At 39.4% G+C, this 17,066-nt stretch carries 19 protein-coding genes and 1 riboswitch; of the genes, 13 read left to right on the top strand and 6 right to left on the bottom strand.

The window, feature by feature from the left end; all coding sequences use genetic code 11:
• Genes flhB through fliQ form a run of 3 tightly spaced genes read right to left on the bottom strand, consistent with a single transcriptional unit; the run spans position 1 to position 2,123 of the window.
• Complete coding sequence (gene flhB, locus ATHSA_RS00685; protein WP_161847276.1) at positions 1–1,077, bottom strand: flagellar biosynthesis protein FlhB; 1,077 nt, start codon at positions 1,075–1,077, stop codon at positions 1–3.
• A 1-nt stretch (position 1,078) separates the two neighbouring features.
• Positions 1,079–1,852: a flagellar biosynthetic protein FliR gene (gene fliR, locus ATHSA_RS00680; RefSeq protein WP_161847275.1), complete on the bottom strand. Its 774-nt coding sequence runs from the start codon at positions 1,850–1,852 to the stop codon at positions 1,079–1,081.
• Positions 1,853–1,856: 4 nt separating this feature from the next.
• Positions 1,857–2,123, bottom strand: coding sequence for a flagellar biosynthesis protein FliQ (fliQ, locus tag ATHSA_RS00675; protein WP_161847274.1), 267 nt, complete (start codon positions 2,121–2,123; stop codon positions 1,857–1,859).
• Between the two features lie 101 nt (positions 2,124–2,224).
• Between fliQ and ATHSA_RS00670 the strand changes: the two genes are divergently transcribed.
• The 10 genes from ATHSA_RS00670 (at position 2,225) to ATHSA_RS00625 (ending at position 10,504) form a co-directional block, all read left to right on the top strand.
• On the top strand, positions 2,225–2,749 hold the full coding sequence (locus ATHSA_RS00670) for a restriction endonuclease (protein WP_161847273.1): 525 nt from the start codon (positions 2,225–2,227) through the stop codon (positions 2,747–2,749).
• Positions 2,746–3,081: a hypothetical protein gene (locus ATHSA_RS00665; RefSeq protein WP_161847272.1), complete on the top strand. Its 336-nt coding sequence runs from the start codon at positions 2,746–2,748 to the stop codon at positions 3,079–3,081. The genes ATHSA_RS00670 and ATHSA_RS00665 overlap by 4 nt, the downstream gene beginning before the upstream one ends.
• Positions 3,082–3,407: 326 nt before the next feature.
• Positions 3,408–3,941, top strand: a complete 534-nt coding sequence (locus ATHSA_RS00660; protein WP_161847271.1) for a cupin domain-containing protein — start codon at positions 3,408–3,410, stop codon at positions 3,939–3,941.
• Positions 3,942–3,957: 16 nt separating this feature from the next.
• Complete coding sequence (gene speD, locus ATHSA_RS00655; RefSeq protein WP_161847270.1) at positions 3,958–4,347, top strand: adenosylmethionine decarboxylase; 390 nt, start codon at positions 3,958–3,960, stop codon at positions 4,345–4,347.
• A complete protein-coding gene (gene speE, locus ATHSA_RS00650; RefSeq protein ID WP_161847269.1) occupies positions 4,340–5,203 on the top strand; it encodes a polyamine aminopropyltransferase in 864 nt (287 codons plus the stop codon). The genes speD and speE overlap by 8 nt, the downstream gene beginning before the upstream one ends.
• Positions 5,204–5,336: 133 nt before the next feature.
• Positions 5,337–6,104 carry a lysophospholipid acyltransferase family protein gene (locus ATHSA_RS00645; protein ID WP_161847268.1) on the top strand — a complete coding sequence of 256 codons (768 nt, stop codon included), beginning with the start codon at positions 5,337–5,339 and terminating at the stop codon, positions 6,102–6,104.
• Positions 6,070–6,591: a bifunctional nuclease family protein gene (locus ATHSA_RS00640; RefSeq protein WP_161847267.1), complete on the top strand. Its 522-nt coding sequence runs from the start codon at positions 6,070–6,072 to the stop codon at positions 6,589–6,591. Before ATHSA_RS00645 ends, ATHSA_RS00640 begins: the two co-directional genes overlap by 35 nt.
• Positions 6,551–7,375, top strand: a complete 825-nt coding sequence (locus tag ATHSA_RS00635) for a polyprenyl synthetase family protein (RefSeq protein ID WP_161847266.1) — start codon at positions 6,551–6,553, stop codon at positions 7,373–7,375. The genes ATHSA_RS00640 and ATHSA_RS00635 overlap by 41 nt, the downstream gene beginning before the upstream one ends.
• Positions 7,372–9,726, top strand: coding sequence for a hypothetical protein (locus ATHSA_RS00630; RefSeq protein WP_161847265.1), 2,355 nt, complete (start codon positions 7,372–7,374; stop codon positions 9,724–9,726). Before ATHSA_RS00635 ends, ATHSA_RS00630 begins: the two co-directional genes overlap by 4 nt.
• Complete coding sequence (locus ATHSA_RS00625; RefSeq protein WP_161847264.1) at positions 9,701–10,504, top strand: tetratricopeptide repeat protein; 804 nt, start codon at positions 9,701–9,703, stop codon at positions 10,502–10,504. Before ATHSA_RS00630 ends, ATHSA_RS00625 begins: the two co-directional genes overlap by 26 nt.
• Here ATHSA_RS00625 and ybeY read toward each other — a convergent pair.
• The 3 genes from ybeY to ATHSA_RS00610 are packed head-to-tail and all read right to left on the bottom strand — an operon-like array spanning position 10,462 to position 13,025.
• On the bottom strand, positions 10,462–10,887 hold the full coding sequence (gene ybeY, locus ATHSA_RS00620; protein ID WP_197739177.1) for an rRNA maturation RNase YbeY: 426 nt from the start codon (positions 10,885–10,887) through the stop codon (positions 10,462–10,464). The two genes, ATHSA_RS00625 and ybeY, sit on opposite strands and share 43 nt — an antisense overlap.
• Positions 10,877–12,256, bottom strand: coding sequence for an HDIG domain-containing metalloprotein (locus ATHSA_RS00615; RefSeq protein WP_161847263.1), 1,380 nt, complete (start codon positions 12,254–12,256; stop codon positions 10,877–10,879). Before ATHSA_RS00615 ends, ybeY begins: the two co-directional genes overlap by 11 nt.
• Positions 12,228–13,025 carry a PhoH family protein gene (locus ATHSA_RS00610; RefSeq protein ID WP_232060097.1) on the bottom strand — a complete coding sequence of 266 codons (798 nt, stop codon included), beginning with the start codon at positions 13,023–13,025 and terminating at the stop codon, positions 12,228–12,230. Before ATHSA_RS00610 ends, ATHSA_RS00615 begins: the two co-directional genes overlap by 29 nt.
• Positions 13,026–13,441: 416 nt before the next feature.
• Here ATHSA_RS00610 and ATHSA_RS00605 point away from each other — a divergent pair, with 416 nt between their 5' ends.
• From ATHSA_RS00605 to ATHSA_RS00595, 3 genes are all read left to right on the top strand, one after another.
• Positions 13,442–14,764, top strand: coding sequence for a 1-acyl-sn-glycerol-3-phosphate acyltransferase (locus ATHSA_RS00605; protein WP_161847262.1), 1,323 nt, complete (start codon positions 13,442–13,444; stop codon positions 14,762–14,764).
• Between the two features lie 26 nt (positions 14,765–14,790).
• A riboswitch (purine riboswitch) is annotated at positions 14,791–14,891 on the top strand.
• Positions 14,892–14,926: 35 nt separating this feature from the next.
• The gene (locus ATHSA_RS00600) at positions 14,927–15,982 is read left to right on the top strand and encodes a BMP family ABC transporter substrate-binding protein (RefSeq protein WP_161847261.1); all 1,056 of its coding nucleotides are present in this window, start codon (positions 14,927–14,929) and stop codon (positions 15,980–15,982) included.
• 12 nt (positions 15,983–15,994) lie between these two features.
• Positions 15,995–17,062: a BMP family ABC transporter substrate-binding protein gene (locus tag ATHSA_RS00595; RefSeq protein WP_161847260.1), complete on the top strand. Its 1,068-nt coding sequence runs from the start codon at positions 15,995–15,997 to the stop codon at positions 17,060–17,062.
• Positions 17,063–17,066 lie beyond the last annotated feature (4 nt).

Below are 17,066 nucleotides of genomic sequence, written 5' to 3'. Positions count from 1 at the left end.
TCACACCGCGTTCTTCATTTTGTAAACTGTAACGAGTAACTCGGCAACGGCTTTGTACAACCTTGATGGTATTTCATCTCCTATTTCAACACTTTTAAAAAGTTCGCGGGCAAGAGGAGGATTTTCTATTATCGGTATTCCATATTTTGAGCCTATTTCTTTTATCCTCTCGGCAACCTCCCCCGCTCCCTTTGCTATAACCTTTGGGGCGTTCATATCTTCCTTGTACTCTAACGCGACGGCTATGTGTGTAGGGTTTGTAACTATCACATCGGCGTTTTTGACATTTTGCATCATCCTGCTTCTTGCTATCATTATCATCTTTTCGCGTTGCTTTCTCTTTACCAACGGGTTCCCTTCGTAATCCTTCATTTCGTCCTTTACTTCTTTTTTCGTCATTCTCAAGGATCTCTCGTATTCCCATCTTTGATAGAAGATATCAAGAATTCCTATCACAAGCAACGCAAGACCTACCTTCATGATCAACTGAAAGATCATATTACCTATTATAACAGATGAATCTAAAAGGCTTTCCTGAGAGGTCATAAGGTATTGATTCCATCCGGCAATTATGGTTATGTAACCGATGTATCCTATTATCGCTATCTTGGCAATTGATTTGATGAATTCAAAGACAGATCGCAGAGAAAACATCCTTTTGATGCCCTCTATGGGGTTCAACTTACTAAGATCTGGAATTATCGCCTTCATCGAAAAGGCAAACCTTGTCTGGAGTAAAGATGGAACTGCCGCTCCGACAATGCCTGCCACCATAACTAACGCGAGCCATCCGAGTGCTATGGAAAAAGCCTCTGTTAAATATCCCATTGCCTGCGTTACGGAAAGGTTTCCATCTGTACCAAAGGCATCTGTAAAGACAAAAAAAATGTGTCCCCATTGATAATAAAGTTTACTGAAAGTGAAATAAACGACAGCCGATACCGCTAAAAGTGCCGTGGCGGAATTAAGATCTTTAGATTGGGCGACCTGTCCTTCTTCTCTTGCCTTTTGCCTGCGATGAGGAGTTGCCCGTTCGGTCTTTTCTGGATCTGCAAAGAGACCAAGATCTACGTACATGTCACATCTCCGAGATGAAAACCATTAACTTTGCCGAGAGTTGATTTAAAATATCTCCAAAGACGGTAAACCATATAGGAATCAAAACCGAAAACATCAAAAGTCCCACAAGTATGTTAAGCGGTAATCCGACCATGAATATGTTCATTTGTGGCATAACCTTTGCCATGATTCCAAGCAATAGGGTAACCATTATCATAAAGGCTATTATGGGAAAGCCTATCTGCATTCCAACGGAAAAAATGGTGCCGACCTCCTTCCAAAAGGTTGGTACAAAAGAGGTTCCAAGGTAAAGCGTGTTGACGGGTATCATTTGAAGAGAAGAGGTTACGGCATTTATCAAAATGCCAGGCCCTTCGATTGAAACAAAAAGGTAGGCGGCTATAAGATACATCAATTGACCAAGAATGGGTACCTGTTGATCACTTTGGGGATCGAGAACGTTGGCGACTGCAAATCCTATTTGATAACCATAAATCTGGCCTGCCAATTGAACGGCATCGAAAAAGATCGTTGCAAAAAGGCCTATTGCCATTCCTATCGTGAAATTGATAAAGATCATCCACGCTATCACGCCAACGGGTGTTGAAAGATAAACGACGGCGCTCGAATAAGGCATCAATATCCATGAGAGAACAAGGATTATCAAAATCTTGACGCTTCTCGGTATAAAGGACGCGCCTAAAAAAGGTGAAAAGAAAAACAAACCAGCAAGCCTTGTCAGGATCATTATCCAGACAAGAAATCTTGTTTCAAAAAACAGATCAAGACTCATAAAGTCATATCATCGATAAATACTGAGTCCATAGCATGATCGTGTAATCTATGACTTTCTGGAACATCCACGAACCTGTTAAGGCTATAGTAAAAAACACAGCGAGTATCTTTGGAACGAAGGTAAGGGTCTGTTCATTTATCTGGGTTATCGCCTGAAAGATGCTTATTATAAGTCCCACCACAAGGCTTACTATAAGAGCCGGACTTACCACTGTCAAAAATAGAAAGATGCCCTGCTTCACTACATCCATAAAAACATCGGCAGTCAAAAGATCACCCCTTTTTCTTAACAAGTTGTGGTAAAATGTTAATGGTTATCGAAAGCATTATATCATAATGCAAGATTAACTCCCAAAGAGAGGTCATTTCCTTGGACAACTTTGTATTTTACGCGATTTTGTTTTTGATACTTTTCGTAGTGGTAATTCTCTTTGCCTACATCATCTCTTATTCTTACAAGAAAAGTAGGAATTTGAGAAAGTTAAGAGAATGGTTTGAAATAGTGGCGGGAAATGGCGACGGAACGGAATTCGAAAAGTTTTTAGAAACCTTTTTTTCTCAAAGTGGCTGGAGTGTCAAAAAACCAACGTCTAACACGAATGCATCCGATTTTGGCGTTGATCTGATACTCGATGGTAAAATAGCGGTGCAGGCCAAAAATTGCACAAATGGAGTAACGAACAAAGCGATTCAGGAAGTATTTACCGGCATGGAATACTGGAAAAGTAATGGTTTTCCACGTCTTAAGTATGCAGTGGTTGTTTCCACATCTAACTTTACAAAGGCTGCAAAAAAGCAGGCTTACGCTGTGGGTGTTATTTTAAAGGATGGAGACGATATAAGAGAGGCTTTAAGAAAGGGCCTTTCAAAGAGGTGGGTAAAGGAGAGAGTATGAAGGCATTTGCGCTTTTTCTTTTGATAGTCGGACTATTTCTATTTCTTTCGATAATAGGGGTTTTTAATTTTAACTTTCGCCTTATCGTGGAGATAATATTTGCCATATTCTTTGCGGTGGAAGGCATAAGAGAGTTGACGAAAAGAAACTTTATAGGGATAGGCGGGATAATATTCTCGGTCTTTCTATTTACGAGCATATTCCAAGTCTTCGGTTACAGATTTTCTCTCAATCAAACCTTTGTGGCCTTGATAGCATCTTACCTTATAGGAATAGGAATTCACATTCTTTTGAAGAAAACTATCACTCCCAATTTCTGGGAAAAATGGTAAGTGACGATAATAAGAATTTTTAGAGAATATTTTGAAAACAAGGGTATGGGATATGTTATACTTCTAATAGTTAACGTCACCGTCTGAGTGCTTCCTCCTCACCACCGCCCGGAAGAACGGGCGGTTTTTTTTGATCCAAACTATTGACATTGAAAAATAAAAGTGATATACTGTTTAACGCTGCTAATCAATTTGTTTAATTATATTAGATTCATGTGCGAAATAAAACAGAGTTCTTTGAGATAAATTAAACATTTTTTCTTGATCCTTATTGCTTTTTAGCGTTTAATATTTTAAACAAAAGCACATCATTAAAGAGGTTTTCTATGGAAATAGGGGCAAAATTGAAAAGGCTAAGACTTTCGAGAGGATTTACTCAAGAAGAACTTGCCGAGAGAGCAGACCTTACAAAGGGTTTTATTTCTTTACTTGAAAGGGACAAGACTTCACCTTCCATAGCAACTCTCGAACAGATCCTTAACGTTTTGGGAATAAGTTTGAGGCAATTCTTCGCGGAAGAGGTTCCATCAAAAGTCGTTTTCACGAAAAAAGATAGAGTACCTCTTTACGATGAACCCGAAGGTATAAAATCGATGCTTTTGATACCCGGCGTTGAGGACAAAAAAATAGATCCAAAAATAGTTGTGATCAAGCCCGAAGGAGAAACTCTTGCCGAAGATTACCATCAAGGAGAAGAATTCGGATACGTTATAGAAGGTAGCGTTGAATTATGGCTCGATGATGTGAGATTCAAATTGAAAAGTGGAGATTGTTTTTATTATAAAGCCGATAGAAAGCACCAGTTGAGAAATGTTTCAAAGTCAAAAAAGGCTATTTTGTTGTGGATAACTATAGATTAAAGGAGGCGCGCCGCATATGAAGGCTCTTGGAAGACATCTACTTATAGAACTTTACGGTTGTGAACCATCTGTTCTTGACGATGTAGCCGGCATCGAAGAACACATGAGAATGGCAGCAAGAAAGGCGAATTCTACGATTGTTAATTCCACTTTTCACCGATTCAACCCTTACGGAGTTAGTGGAGTGGTTGTAATCGCAGAATCTCATCTGTCGATTCATACGTGGCCGGAATACGGTTATGCTGCCGTTGATATATTCACATGCGGAGATTCAGTCGATCCATGGAAGGCTTTTGAGTATCTTAAAAGTGTCATGAAATCACAAAGGGAATCCATTATAGAACTCCAAAGAGGAGAATATGACAAAATCGGAATCGAAGGATTGGAAGGTGTAAAAGTTGGCTAAGGAAAATTTGCCCTTCTTTTTTGAAGAATTTGTGGCCGGAGGAAATGTAAGCACAAAATATCGCCTGAGCAAGATTGACTTTTCTAAACAAAGTCCCATCCAAAAGATAGATGTTTTCTCAACGCCGGATCTGGGAAAGGTTCTTGTCATGGATGGAATGGTCCAACTTAACGAGAGATGGGAATTCACGTATCATGAGATGATTGCCCACGTTCCTCTCTTTTCGCATTCCAATCCTGAGAGTGTGCTTGTCATTGGCGGAGGAGATGGCGGCACGGTGAGGGAGATATTAAAACACAGATCCGTTAAAAGAGTCGATCTCGTGGAAATAGATCCTGACGTTATAAAAACGTGCAAGGAATACTTTCCATCTGTGGCGTCGAAAATTATGGATCCGAGCGTTTCAATATACAATGAAGACGGAAAGAATTTTGTCGCCAAGAAAAAGAATGAATATGATGTCATAATAGTTGATTCGACAGATCCGTACAAAGGAGCGGGCAATTCTCTTTTTACCGAAGAGTTTTATTCATCCTGCCGGGAAGCGCTTAAAGATGACGGAGTGATCTCAGTTCAAGCCGAAAATCCAGTCTACGATTCCAAAGAGATGGAAAGATGTTTTAGGGAAATAAAAAAAGCCTTTCCGATCGTTAAACCTTATATATCCTTTGTGCCCATGTATCCTTCCGGATTCTGGGTCTTCGTTTACGCGTCAAAAAATGTCGATCCTTCTTTTAAAGGAGATGAATCGAGAATAAAAGCGCTTGATGGAACATTGATATACTACAATCGCAAAATTCACGACGCAGCCTTTGTGCTTCCTTCTTTCCTTGAAAGACTCATGTCTTTGATATAAGTTCAAATTAAACAATCTATCCGGCAGGTTATCCTGCCGTTTGTTTTTGTAAAATGGAATTTTCATATTTCAATTGAAGCCCAAACCGGCAGGCATGTGTATATTTTCATGGTATAATTGAAAGGGTGAAAAAATGGGAGTTGTCCGTTATCTTTTTACAGCGATTGCATTTTTATTTTATATGGCTTATGCTCCTTTCTTTGTCAGAGGAGTTAAAAAGAGAAATGGCATAGAAAGAGAGAAATACATAAATCTTCACGTTGGAAGATGGGGAAGAAGGTCCTTTTCCTTTCCCGGAAGTAAGGTTCACATCTTTGGAAAAGAAAATATACCTCCAAAGGGCCCATACATAATAGTTGCAAATCACAGAAGTATGTTAGATATAACTCTAATTCAGGGATACGTAAATCCACACACAGGCTTCATAGCCAAGAAGGAATTGGGTAATTTTTTCACAGTTGGAAAGTTTTTAAAAGTCCTTGGAGGAGAACTTATAGATAGAGAAAATCCCCGTGATGCCGTTTATGCCATAGAGAACGTAATAAAAAGGATGCATGAAGAAGGCCAGGTCATTGCGATTTTCCCCGAAGGAACAAGAAGCACAGACAGAAAGATACACGAGTTCAAGGCAGGATCGATGAAGATCATAACTAAGGCAAGAGTCCCAATTCTACCGATTGTGATATCCGGAACGGAAAGATCAATGCCAAAGGGTTCAATGTACATAAAAAGGGCCGATATATATCTTTCCATAATGCCGGTTATAAAATTCGAAGAGATCGAAAAGATGGGATCAAAAGAGATCGCGGATTTTTTAAGGGATAAAATGACGGCCGAGTTACAAAGAATCGAAGGAGGTGAGGTAAATGAAAGAAGTAAAAGTCAAAGGATTGGCATTTGACAAGCGCAACAACACACCTGTCGTTATTCTCGAAATTCCGAATTCTTCCCTTGTCCTTCCGATATGGATAGGATCTTGCGAGGCATTTGCGCTCTCTCTTGCCCTTCAAAAGGCCGAATTTCCAAGACCTTTGACCCACGATCTGATGTTAAACATAATAGAGAGTTTCGGTGCCATTCCACAAGAATTGTTCATAGATTCTTTGGAAGACAACACCTACAAGGCAAAATTGATATTGAAAGTGAACGATCAAAAAAAAGAGATAGATTGCAGACCTTCAGATGGAATTGTACTTGCCACAAAGAAATCAATACCGATTTTTACAACTGAAAAGATAATAGCAGAGGGAGGCATAAGGATAGAAGATCAGGATCAGACCGAAGAAAGAGAGTTCAAGGATTTTGTAGAACATTTAGATATAGATCAGATAAGGAAGTATTTCGAAAATGAAGAGAAAGGCGAAGGTGAAGGCCACGAAGGAAATTGACCTGATGATGGAGCAGATCGTAAAAAGTTTTAATTTGTCGCCTCGGCTCGAAGAAGCAGCGCTCTACACTTTAAAATTGCCGGGAAAACGTTTAAGACCCAAATTCGTTCTTGCAAGTGCCCGGGATTTTGATGTTGATGAAGAAATCGCGATGAAAGTTGCGTGTGCTACCGAAATGATGCACGCTGGATCCTTGATTCACGATGATCTGCCGGCAATCGATAACGACTCGTACAGAAGGGGGATGCCATCGAATCATGTGAAATTCGGAGAAGACATTGCGATAATGGCCGGAGATTTGCTTTTTTCGATAGCGGGGCACACGTGTACAGAATCTAAAAACAACGATGTGATAAAGGCCTTCACAAGAACTCTCATAGAACTTGTAAATGGTGAAACGATGGATATACTCATGGCAAAAAGTCATGAATTTCCGTCTAAGGAAGAAGTTCTTGAAATGTACAAAGGCAAGACTGGTGCTCTTTTTGCTTTTGCATTTTCTTTTGGATCTCTTATGGCAGGCGAGGATTCAACTCCCTACGCGGAGGCGGGATATAATTTTGGTATCTACTTTCAAATTCTCGATGACATAATGGACCTTACGGCCACATTTGAACAGATTGGAAAAACCCCACGAAAGGACGTAGAGGAAAACAAAGCCACTCTCGTAAAGGTCATGGGCGTTGAAGAAGCCAGAAAATTTGCCGATAATCTTCATGGAGAGATTCTTTCGAAGATAGGGAACGGGCATCTTTACAAAACTGTAAAGGAGATCCTTGGGTGAAGATCTTTGATCTGTTTAAAAAATTATTTTCTTCAAAAAAAAGATTGATCATCGTTTCGTCTGTTGCAGGAGTTATCATCGTTTTTTTGGTAATTGTTTTTGCTATTTCTTCTTTGCCACAAAAGAGTAAAAACGTCGAAAGTGTCGAGATATCTTTTCAAGAAGGAGCCTTTGATCCCGGAAATTATCCCATATCATCTCCCATCACTAAAGATTCTACTCAATACACTACCCTTACTGCCATATCGAGTTTTGTTGGGACGCCTTACGTATTAAAATGGAAAAGTGGCACGAATTCAATGACAAGATCGCCTGTCATCATTTCGATTCCAATTCCCTCTGAATATTATCTCGGCCTCAATCAGTCCAATCTTGAGGCCTTTGAGGTTTTCCAAGATGGAACGGTTCAGAGTTTGTATGGAGGCCAGATAAGTGAGATAAATGGTAAACCATATCTAACGGCCATGACTTATTTCCCTGGCATAATAGCGCTGAGATTGAAAACATACAATGTATCTTACGGCCTTATACCTCTTAACAAAATTTCAAACCTTCAAAGTAACATTGTCATTGTTCCGGGAGAAAACGCGAATTTTTCAGGTATATTGCCAAATTTCTCATTCAATTTTTGGGTCCAGGACTTTCCCAATTACAACGTATATCTTTTTTCCTATCCATTGACCACCTATCGTGACTCTTCGTTCACCTCTCAGATGATATCTTACTTTGGATCTTCTGGATATGACAGTTATACCCAGTACGTTGGTAATTTGCTTTCCAGTCTTCTCGGGACGCTTCAGGGAAACACCTACATCTTTGCCCAAGGCATTGGTGGGTTGATAGCCCGTTACGCTGTTGAATCAAATCCTTCTGCCGGAAATGTTAAAAAAGTTGTACTCTTCGATACACCAAATGATGGAACAAATCTTGCTTCTGCTTACACGATAAGTAATCTTTACAATGCCGGCGATGAATTTGTAAGCCGTGAATTCGGACTGTCTGTTAACTCCGTCAAATACATACTTAGCACGGCGATTTCTTACCTTTACAGTCTCAATTTTTTTGCAAAAGATCTTTCGCCCAATTCATCTTTTTTACAGAGATTGAACAAAATGACCGTTCCACCCGGAATAACCTTCATAACGATAGCGGGAACCAATCCGGGGATCGCAAACAGCAATTTCGGATCTCTTACCTCTACCTTTCCAGAACTCGTAACTAATTTGGGAGACGGTTTTGTTTCTGTAAAAAGTGCGACAGCCTTTGGAAATCAAAAATTCACCTTTCCATATTCTTTTTCTGACATTTTCATTCATAGCAATGTCATAAAATTACTAACAAATCTCGTCTCGACAACGACCTCATCGACATTAACTTTCAAATCGGACAACTTCCCTCAAACTATCCAATCGACCACAACGAAGATATCAACTGTAAGTACACGGGTTATGACTTACAAATATCTTTCGGAGGGAGATTATATAATCAAAAAAGCCTCGCCTGGAATCTTTCTCAAAAAAATATACTCTGTTTCTGTGCCAAAAGTAGGAAAACTGGAGGTAGCATCTAACGGAACGTACATTATCTCTTCGAATGATGTGTATTATCTCTCTCTTGGAGGAAGTGCGAAGGTATATTCTGGAAATGTAAGATTTTCAAATCTTTACAATGGCAATCTTTATCTTATCACTGATAACTGGCAAATTTTGAAATTCGATGGCACCTTGGCAACCTTTCAAGGAACCATCACTGCCTTAAATTACAGAAATGTCTTCGTAATGGGCAACAATATCTATACTCTTTCACAGAATTCCACATCGACTTTTTTATCCGAAAACGGTAAGGTACTTCTGACAGTGCCAGGCATTAGCGGACGTATGTGGTACATGCCATCGATTAACTCTTTTGTTGTTATATCTACATCTTACATATCCCTGTACGATCTTAACAGCATGACCGCCACCTTTTTTGAGCCGATAGACGATCTGATGAAAAAGATCGACATGAAATCAGATCAAACTCTCTTTCCATTTAATTCTGTTTTTGTCTCTGGAAAGACGATGTATTTGCTTTCCTCAAATTACATGTTGCTTGCGATCGATATGGTTCAAAAGGGTGTTCAGATAATAGGTAATGGAGATGTGGGAAACGGTAAAATACTGCCTTACGGAAATTATTTTATCGTTACCGGAGATCATACCCTTAACTTTTACGATATGGTAAATCGTGTAAAAGTTCCGGTGTATCAGGTTGTAAACTCTCAAGTAATAGATGCCACAACGTATAATTCTTACCTCTACATGATCACCGTGAAAGGAGGTGTCTATGAAATTGAGGTTTATCAAAATTAGCATCATATCGATTCTTGTCATCTTTCCGATTCTATCTTTCGCCCAGAATTTAAACGTTTATTATTCTCAGGGAGTAATGTATTTTAACGTTGGGAATTACAAAATGGCAGAGGAATATTTGAAAAAGGCTCTTACCCTTGATCCTTCTCTCGAGAATACTTCGAATATAAAGACACTTATAGGATTAAGCGCACTCTATTCTGGAGATATGGTAACGGCGAGGGCATACCTTCCAGAAAATTTCCTTACGACGGCTAAGGGTACATCTATTGAGAATACAACCAATCTTATAAATCAAATAGCCCACTGGGAAAGCAACCCATTACTCTCTTCGTACCAAAGCAATACAAAGCCCAAATCTCTCTCCATAGTTGAGATTTTTCTCATCTTTATTCTTCTCTTTGCAAGTATGGCCACGTTGGCGACTTTGTACATAATATTTAGAAGAAAGAAAAATATCATAAAAGCGTCTTCTCTTAAGGTAGAAGAAAATGAAGAGAACGTTGAAGACGAAATGAAAGATATTTTGATAGGAAATGAGCAGAAGGCTCTCTCTTACGATACGAATATAATAAGTGACGAAGAAATAGAAGAACGACTAAAAAAAGCCTTGAATGCAGACAAAGAAAAGGCAGAAGAAAAGAAAACAGTCATAGTTCAGGAGCCAGACAAAGTGATCAAGCAGGTAAGTCAAGACCCTTCAGAGGAAGAACTGGCAGCGCTTGCACAGGCAATTCAAGAAATTTTGTCCAAGGATTCCGAAAAATCTGACAAATAACCTTCCTGTCTCTCAAACATTGCTTTGGCCTTAATTTTGTCATTTTCGTGATCGTAGCCGCATATATGCAGTATGCCGTGAATGCAAACCCTTAGTATCTCTTCGTTGAAAGAGACTTTGAATTCGTTCGCATTCTCTTTAACGTAAGAAGGACATACGTATATCTCTCCCTTTAATTGAGGAAGATCGTAATTGAAAGAAAGTACATCGGTAGGTCCATTTGAATTTCTATAGGCGTTAAGTCTTGTTATCTCTTTTTCATCGACGAAGGCGAGCACTATATTTCCATTTTCTTCCTCTCTCCTTAAGACCTCATTGAGGATAGATTTAATAAGGTCGATATTTATATCGATCTCCTGTTCGTTAAAAATCTCAATTGGCAATTCTTATCACCTTTTCGACCTCTTCTTTTGAAGGATAGGAAATACGTGTTTTCAACCTCATAGAAAGTATCTTTGAAAATTCTTGTGATATCTCATCAAGGTCTCTCAGAGACAAGCCGGAGTCGTCAAGTTGTCTTTCATTGTAGACTTTATTTACTATCTCTTCGACGATGTTTTGTATTTTGGAAGGATTTATTTCCTTCATTGATTTAAAAGTCGCCTCGCAAGAATCGGCAAGCATAACAATGCCGGCCTCTTTTGTACGTGGCTTTGGACCGGGGTATCTGAAATCGTCCGGACTAACATTGAGATTCTCTGATAATGCCTTCTGGTAGAAAAAAGATGCCATTCTTGTGCCATGATGTTCTCTTATTATGTCCTCAACAAGCAATGGAAGCCTGTATTCTTGGGCCATCTTCACACCGTATTTGACGTGAGAGGTGATGACTAAATAATTCATTATAGGTGACATCTTATCGTGTGGATTAGGGCCCTTTTGATTTTCTGTAAAGAATTCGGGCCTTTTCATCTTTCCTATATCGTGAAAATAAGCGCCAACCCTTGCGAGAGTGTAATTTGCGTTTATTCTGCTTGCGGCCATTTCACACATATTGGCAAGTTCGACACTGTGAAAATATGTACCGGGTGCCTGCATCGAGAGTTCTTTCAAAAGTGGGTGGCTCAATCCGCCAAGTTCAAGTAAACCGATATTCGAATATATCCTCGAAATATATTCGACATAGGGCATAATTCCAAAGGCTAAAATCATCGAGATGAATGGATTAAAGAAAAGAATTAAAATATCTTTACTGTTAAGAATGTTCAAGTTAAGGTTCATGACCAAAAAAATCCCAATACCTATTACGGCCGAATAAAAAGTCATCTTGGTCATGTCCGTTCTCTTGTTGAAATTCCTCACAAGGTATATGGCACCAACAGAACTGATCATGTAAATCGCAAAAACTTTGAAGTCGTAAAAAGAAATGACAGTTGCAACTGTTGAGAGTGTAAAGGCAGACGCAATTCCACTTTCAGTGCCCATCAAAGCAGTTATGAGTATGACACCCAACCATACGGGTATTCCATATGGACCAAAAAAGTAAGCACCAATTGGGAAAAATAGAATAGTTACAAATATTAAAGATGCATAGGTCCAGAAATATTGGTCATGAATTTTAAAGAATTTTACATGATCACCTATCCATTTAAAGGTAAGAAAATTGACACTTCCTATTATCATGTACTCGCTTATCCATTCCAACTTTGGACGTATGGAGAAATTCGCGAGAATAACCATTATTAAAGGTGCGGCAATGTAATAGAAATAAGTGTAAAACTTTTTACTTTGAATTTTCTTCAAAAGATTCATAGGCTTTTATTATCCTCTTTACTATCGGATTTCTTACGACATCCTCTTCTTCCAAATAAACGAAAGCGACACCTTTGATCTCTTTCAATATCTTCTGAACTTCCAAAAGTCCCGAATCAGATTTATTTTCAAGGTCTATTTGGGTTATGTCTCCCGTGACAACGACCTTTGATCCAAACCCCATTCTTGTCAAAAACATCTTCAATTGGCCGTGAGTTGTATTTTGCGCCTCATCAAGGATCATAAAAGCATTGTTTAACGTTCTTCCCCTCATGTAAGCCAAAGGAGCAACCTCGATGATGCCTTTTTCCCTGTAATAATTGAACCTTTCGGGACTCATCATATCAAAGAGTGCGTCATAAAGAGGCCTCAGGTAGGGATCAACCTTCTCTATCATGTCTCCCGGCAAAAAGCCAAGTTTTTCTCCGGCTTCGACTGCGGGTCTTGTGAGAACTATTCTTTGTATTTGACCGCTTCTAAGTTGCTCGACAGCCATTGCGACGGCTAAATACGTTTTTCCCGTTCCAGCAGGGCCTATGGAAAAGACTATGTCATTTTCCTTCATCGCATCTATGTACTTTTGTTGACCCTTGGTCTTTGGAAATACACCAACTCCTTCTATCTTTGAAGAGGTTCTTTCTTTCGTATTTAGAAGATCTCTTATGTCAACACTCCCTTCCTTTAAAACTATTTTGACCATCTTTTCAAGGACACCGTTAACGTGTTTTACCTTTTCTTCTTCACCTTTTATCCACAATTCAGAATCCATTAAAGTTACGCCAACATCAAAATATTTTTTTATTGCCTTAAGATTGGAATCGTACTCTCCAAGAAAAGAAACTATGTTGACGGATTCAGGTATCTTAAATCTTGAAATAGTCTCCAGCGATAAACACCTCCATTTTCTTCCCTATCATTGATATTATATACCAAATGGATTTCAAATTACCAAGAACGCGTGATCTATAATCGGCAAAGCCTTTTACCGATCACTTCTTACCGTTTACATACACGAAGAACAAGTTCATATAAAGTATGTAATAATATAGGAAATAAAAGGTGGAAGGAGAATATATGTACCTGAAAATCTTTCTTAAAATCATCCTTTATTGGATTTTAATTCCGTTTGGAATCGCTGGAATTTTTTCTTTATGGCCATCAGAAGGCTTGATGTGGGGTATTTTCTTGATTATATTTGGAATATTCTGGGCTGGAATTTCTGCCGCATATCTGATATTGGATGGTCATGGTTCTCCTTTTAAAGAGATTGAAACTAAAAGATTTGTTAAGTCTGGTCCTTACTCGATGAGCAGACATCCAATATACTTTGGATATCTCCTTTACACCCTCGGAGTAGCGCTATTGTTTAATCTTCACATTTTGTGGGCGTGGTTAGCAGGTCTGGTAATTATTTTGATACTCGCGATCTTGGAGAACAGATCGCTTTTTAAAAGATTTCCACAGGCGAGAGAAATTCATCTTCCATTGATTCTTCCTTTGAAAAAATGGAGAGTTGATCCTGTTGTTGAGCCTCCTTTTCTTTACGCTTTTATGTTTCTTATCGGAAAGTTCATAGTGCCTTTCTTCTACGATGTAAGAATGGAAGGAAAAGAAAAGATTCCAAATGGCCCTTACGTTGTGATCGCAAACCATGCATCTTATCCCGATCCACTTTTCGTCATAGACATACTCAATTCTTACGTTAGATTTCCAATCACAAGCGCACATTACAAAAGATTCTCATGGTTTTACGAACTTGTCGGAATTTTTCCGATAAAAAGATACACGGTAGATGTGCATGCCATAATGAAATTCACAAAGACCATGAAAAGTGGAGGAATAATAGGTATCTTTCCCGAGGGAGAAAGGAACTGGGACGGAAGACATCTTGAAGTACAGGAGGGAGTAATAAGATTGTTAAAGATGTCTCCCAATCCTATCCTGCCGGTAAGAATAGAAGATATTCATCTCTTATGGCCAAGATGGGCAAAGAAATTGAGTAAAGGAGTTGTGAAGGTTAAGATCGGCGATCCTGTAAATCCTCAAGATTACCAAAAAGCATTCGATTTTATATTTTTAGATACATTTAAATCTAAAACTTACGCCGATTACAGAGGCATAGAGGCATATTTGTGGCAGTGTCCCAAATGTGAAAATATCGGAAGTGTAAAAGGTTACAAAAAAGGTTTCGAATGCAAAAATTGTGGCTCAAAATGGATAAAGCCGACAGTTGAAGAAGTAAGAAAATTACATGATTCGATCTCTTTATCGAAGGAAATTCTTCTCGAGGATGAAGCCATAATAAATGGAAAAAGATCAAAATTTAGAATGGATAAAAACAATATAGAATTGGGAGATCTTACCTTTAATTTATGTGAAGTTCAAAGTTTTTTAACGGAATCAAGCAAGCACATCTACATATTCACAAATGAACTTTTTATTGTAAAACCTTTAAAAACATCGCCTTTAATGTGGAAAGAATACTTTGATTTTTTCAAAATAAAGTGATATAATCTTCAAAAATAATTCCTCCAACGAATGTCGAATAAGACCTTTGTATAATTTCGGGAATTGGGCTCGAAAGTTTCTACCAGACGACCTTAATCGTCTGACTACAAAGATATAAATCACCTTCGGGTGATTTCAAATTAAATTTAAGGAGGAAGAACTATGAAAAAATATCTTTTCCTGATTTTGCTTACGTTAATTGGCCTCTACGTCTTTGCTGCCCCTCTAAAAGTTGCCTTCATTTATGTCGGACCTGTTGGTGACGATGGATGGACTTATGCACAAAACCTTGGCAGATTGTATGTTCAAAATTACTTTGGAGACAAGATTCAAACGACCTACATAGAAAGTGTTCCTACCGCAAATGCCGTGAATGTTTTAAAGCAATTAGCGCTGAATGGCTACAACGTGATATACACCACGAGTTTTAGTTACATGGATCAAACTGCAGAAGTTGCAAAACTCTTTCCAAATGTTATCTTTGAAAATTGCTCGGGTTATCTTACGGGACCAAATATGGCCGTTTACTTCGGCAGAATCGAAGAGGCAGAATATCTTACAGGTCTTATAGCAGGGTCTATGACAAAAACGGACAAAATAGGTTATGTTGCCGCCTTTCCGACTCCTGAGGTTATAAGAGGGATAAATGCCTTTGCACTCGGGGTTCAAAGCGTCAATCCCAAAGCCACCGTTCAGGTTGTATGGGTTAATGACTGGTACAATCCTCCAAATGAAAAAGAAGCCGCTCTTTCTCTGATAAGTGCCGGTTGTGATGTTATAAAATCCGAAACTGATTCTCCAGCCCCACTTCAGGCCGCCGAGAGTAAAGGCGTGTATTGCATAGGATACAACACGGATCAAAGTTCTTACGCTCCCAAAACTTTTTTGACGGCTTCAGTTTTCAACTGGGGAACATATTACAAAGATGATATTCAGGCGATACTCGATGGAAAATGGAAAACGCACAACTTCTGGGGAGGACTTGACAGTGGCGTTGTCGGTCTTGCCCCGATGAGTAACCTCGTTCCGCCTCAGGTTCAAAACCTCGTAAATGCGATGGAAAATGCAATAAAGACCCATTCTTTCAATCCTTTCTCTGGCCCGATATACGATCAATCCGGAAAATTGATGATCCCGGCGGGTCAAAGTTTATCCGATCAGGATTTGCTTTCGATGAACTGGTTTGTAAAGGGAGTTATCGGAAGTATTTCAAAATAAGGGGGAGTGAAGATGAAAAGTAAATTCCTTTTTGTGCTTTTGCTTGTGGGAATATTTACGTTATCACTCGCGGCTCCACTGAAAATAGCATTCATCTTTGTAGGACCGATAAATGACAACGGCTGGACACAGGCCCATTACGACGGAGGAGTGCTTGCGATTCAAAAAGCCTTTGGAAATCAGGTCCAGATAAAATACATAGAGAATGTGCCGGAAGGTTCTCAATCTCTTAGCGTTCTAAGGGCTCTCGCGTCTCAGGGATACAAGTTGATATACGCTACAAGTTTCGGATACATGGATCAGGTTATTCAAGCCGCAAAGGAATTTCCAAACACCATCTTTGAAATGTGCTCGGGATATGCGACATCGACGAATTTAGGCGAATATTTTGGCGCAATGGAAGAGGCAAGGTACCTTTCAGGGTTGATAGCCGGATCTATGACAAAGACCAATAAAATAGGATACGTTGCGGCATACCCAACGCCTGAGGTTGTAAGGGGAATAGACGCATTTACTTTAGGCGTAAGATCTGTCAACCCTTACGCAACAGTTCAGGTTGTATGGACATACACATGGTACGATCCTCCGACTGAGAAAGAGGCCGCGTTGAGTTTAATAAACGCTGGCTGTGATGTTCTCGCACAGCACCAAGATTCGCCAGCGACTATACAGGCGGCCGAAGAAAAAGGCGTCTACGCGATAGGATATGATTCTCCAAATATGGGTCAGTTCGGACCCCATTCTTATTTAACCGCTCCGATTTGGAACTGGGCCGCATTCTACGTTCCAAATGTTAAATCTGTCCTCGATGGCACATGGAAGCCTACCTTCTACTATGGAAATATGGCAGATGGTCTTGTTGAACTTGCCCCGATGAGTAACCTCGTTCCACCTCAGGTGCAAAAACTCGTAAACGCTATGGAAAATGAGATAAAGTCCGGCAATTTTGATCCATTCGAAGGCCCCATATACGATCAATCTGGAAAATTAATGATACCGGCCGGCCAGCGTGCAACCTTGGATCAGTTGCTATCGATCCAGTGGTTTGTTCAGGGCGTAATAGGCAGCATTAAAAAGTAAAGAT

The organism is Athalassotoga saccharophila (assembly GCF_009936215.1).
Lineage (GTDB): Bacteria > Thermotogota > Thermotogae > Mesoaciditogales > Mesoaciditogaceae > Athalassotoga > Athalassotoga saccharophila.
The sequence above is the reverse complement of the archived record's forward strand: the minus strand, read 5'-3'. Positions and strand labels throughout refer to the sequence as shown.

Bases quoted from the DNA above. Each gene is read 5' to 3' on its own strand.
- ATHSA_RS00635 (WP_161847266.1), top strand. From the start codon at position 6,551: ATGAAGAGAAAGGCGAAGGTGAAGGCCACGAAGGAAATTGACCTGATG.
- ATHSA_RS00610 (WP_232060097.1), bottom strand. From the start codon at position 13,025: ATGGATTCTGAATTGTGGATAAAAGGTGAAGAAGAAAAGGTAAAACAC.
- speD (WP_161847270.1), top strand. From the start codon at position 3,958: ATGAAGGCTCTTGGAAGACATCTACTTATAGAACTTTACGGTTGTGAA.
- ATHSA_RS00660 (WP_161847271.1), top strand. From the start codon at position 3,408: ATGGAAATAGGGGCAAAATTGAAAAGGCTAAGACTTTCGAGAGGATTT.
- ATHSA_RS00625 (WP_161847264.1), top strand. From the start codon at position 9,701: ATGAAATTGAGGTTTATCAAAATTAGCATCATATCGATTCTTGTCATC.
- ATHSA_RS00665 (WP_161847272.1), top strand. From the start codon at position 2,746: ATGAAGGCATTTGCGCTTTTTCTTTTGATAGTCGGACTATTTCTATTT.
- fliR (WP_161847275.1), bottom strand. From the start codon at position 1,852: ATGAGTCTTGATCTGTTTTTTGAAACAAGATTTCTTGTCTGGATAATG.
- ATHSA_RS00600 (WP_161847261.1), top strand. From the start codon at position 14,927: ATGAAAAAATATCTTTTCCTGATTTTGCTTACGTTAATTGGCCTCTAC.
- ATHSA_RS00645 (WP_161847268.1), top strand. From the start codon at position 5,337: ATGGGAGTTGTCCGTTATCTTTTTACAGCGATTGCATTTTTATTTTAT.
- ATHSA_RS00595 (WP_161847260.1), top strand. From the start codon at position 15,995: ATGAAAAGTAAATTCCTTTTTGTGCTTTTGCTTGTGGGAATATTTACG.
- flhB (WP_161847276.1), bottom strand. From the start codon at position 1,077: ATGTACGTAGATCTTGGTCTCTTTGCAGATCCAGAAAAGACCGAACGG.
- ATHSA_RS00615 (WP_161847263.1), bottom strand. From the start codon at position 12,256: ATGAATCTTTTGAAGAAAATTCAAAGTAAAAAGTTTTACACTTATTTC.
- ATHSA_RS00640 (WP_161847267.1), top strand. From the start codon at position 6,070: ATGAAAGAAGTAAAAGTCAAAGGATTGGCATTTGACAAGCGCAACAAC.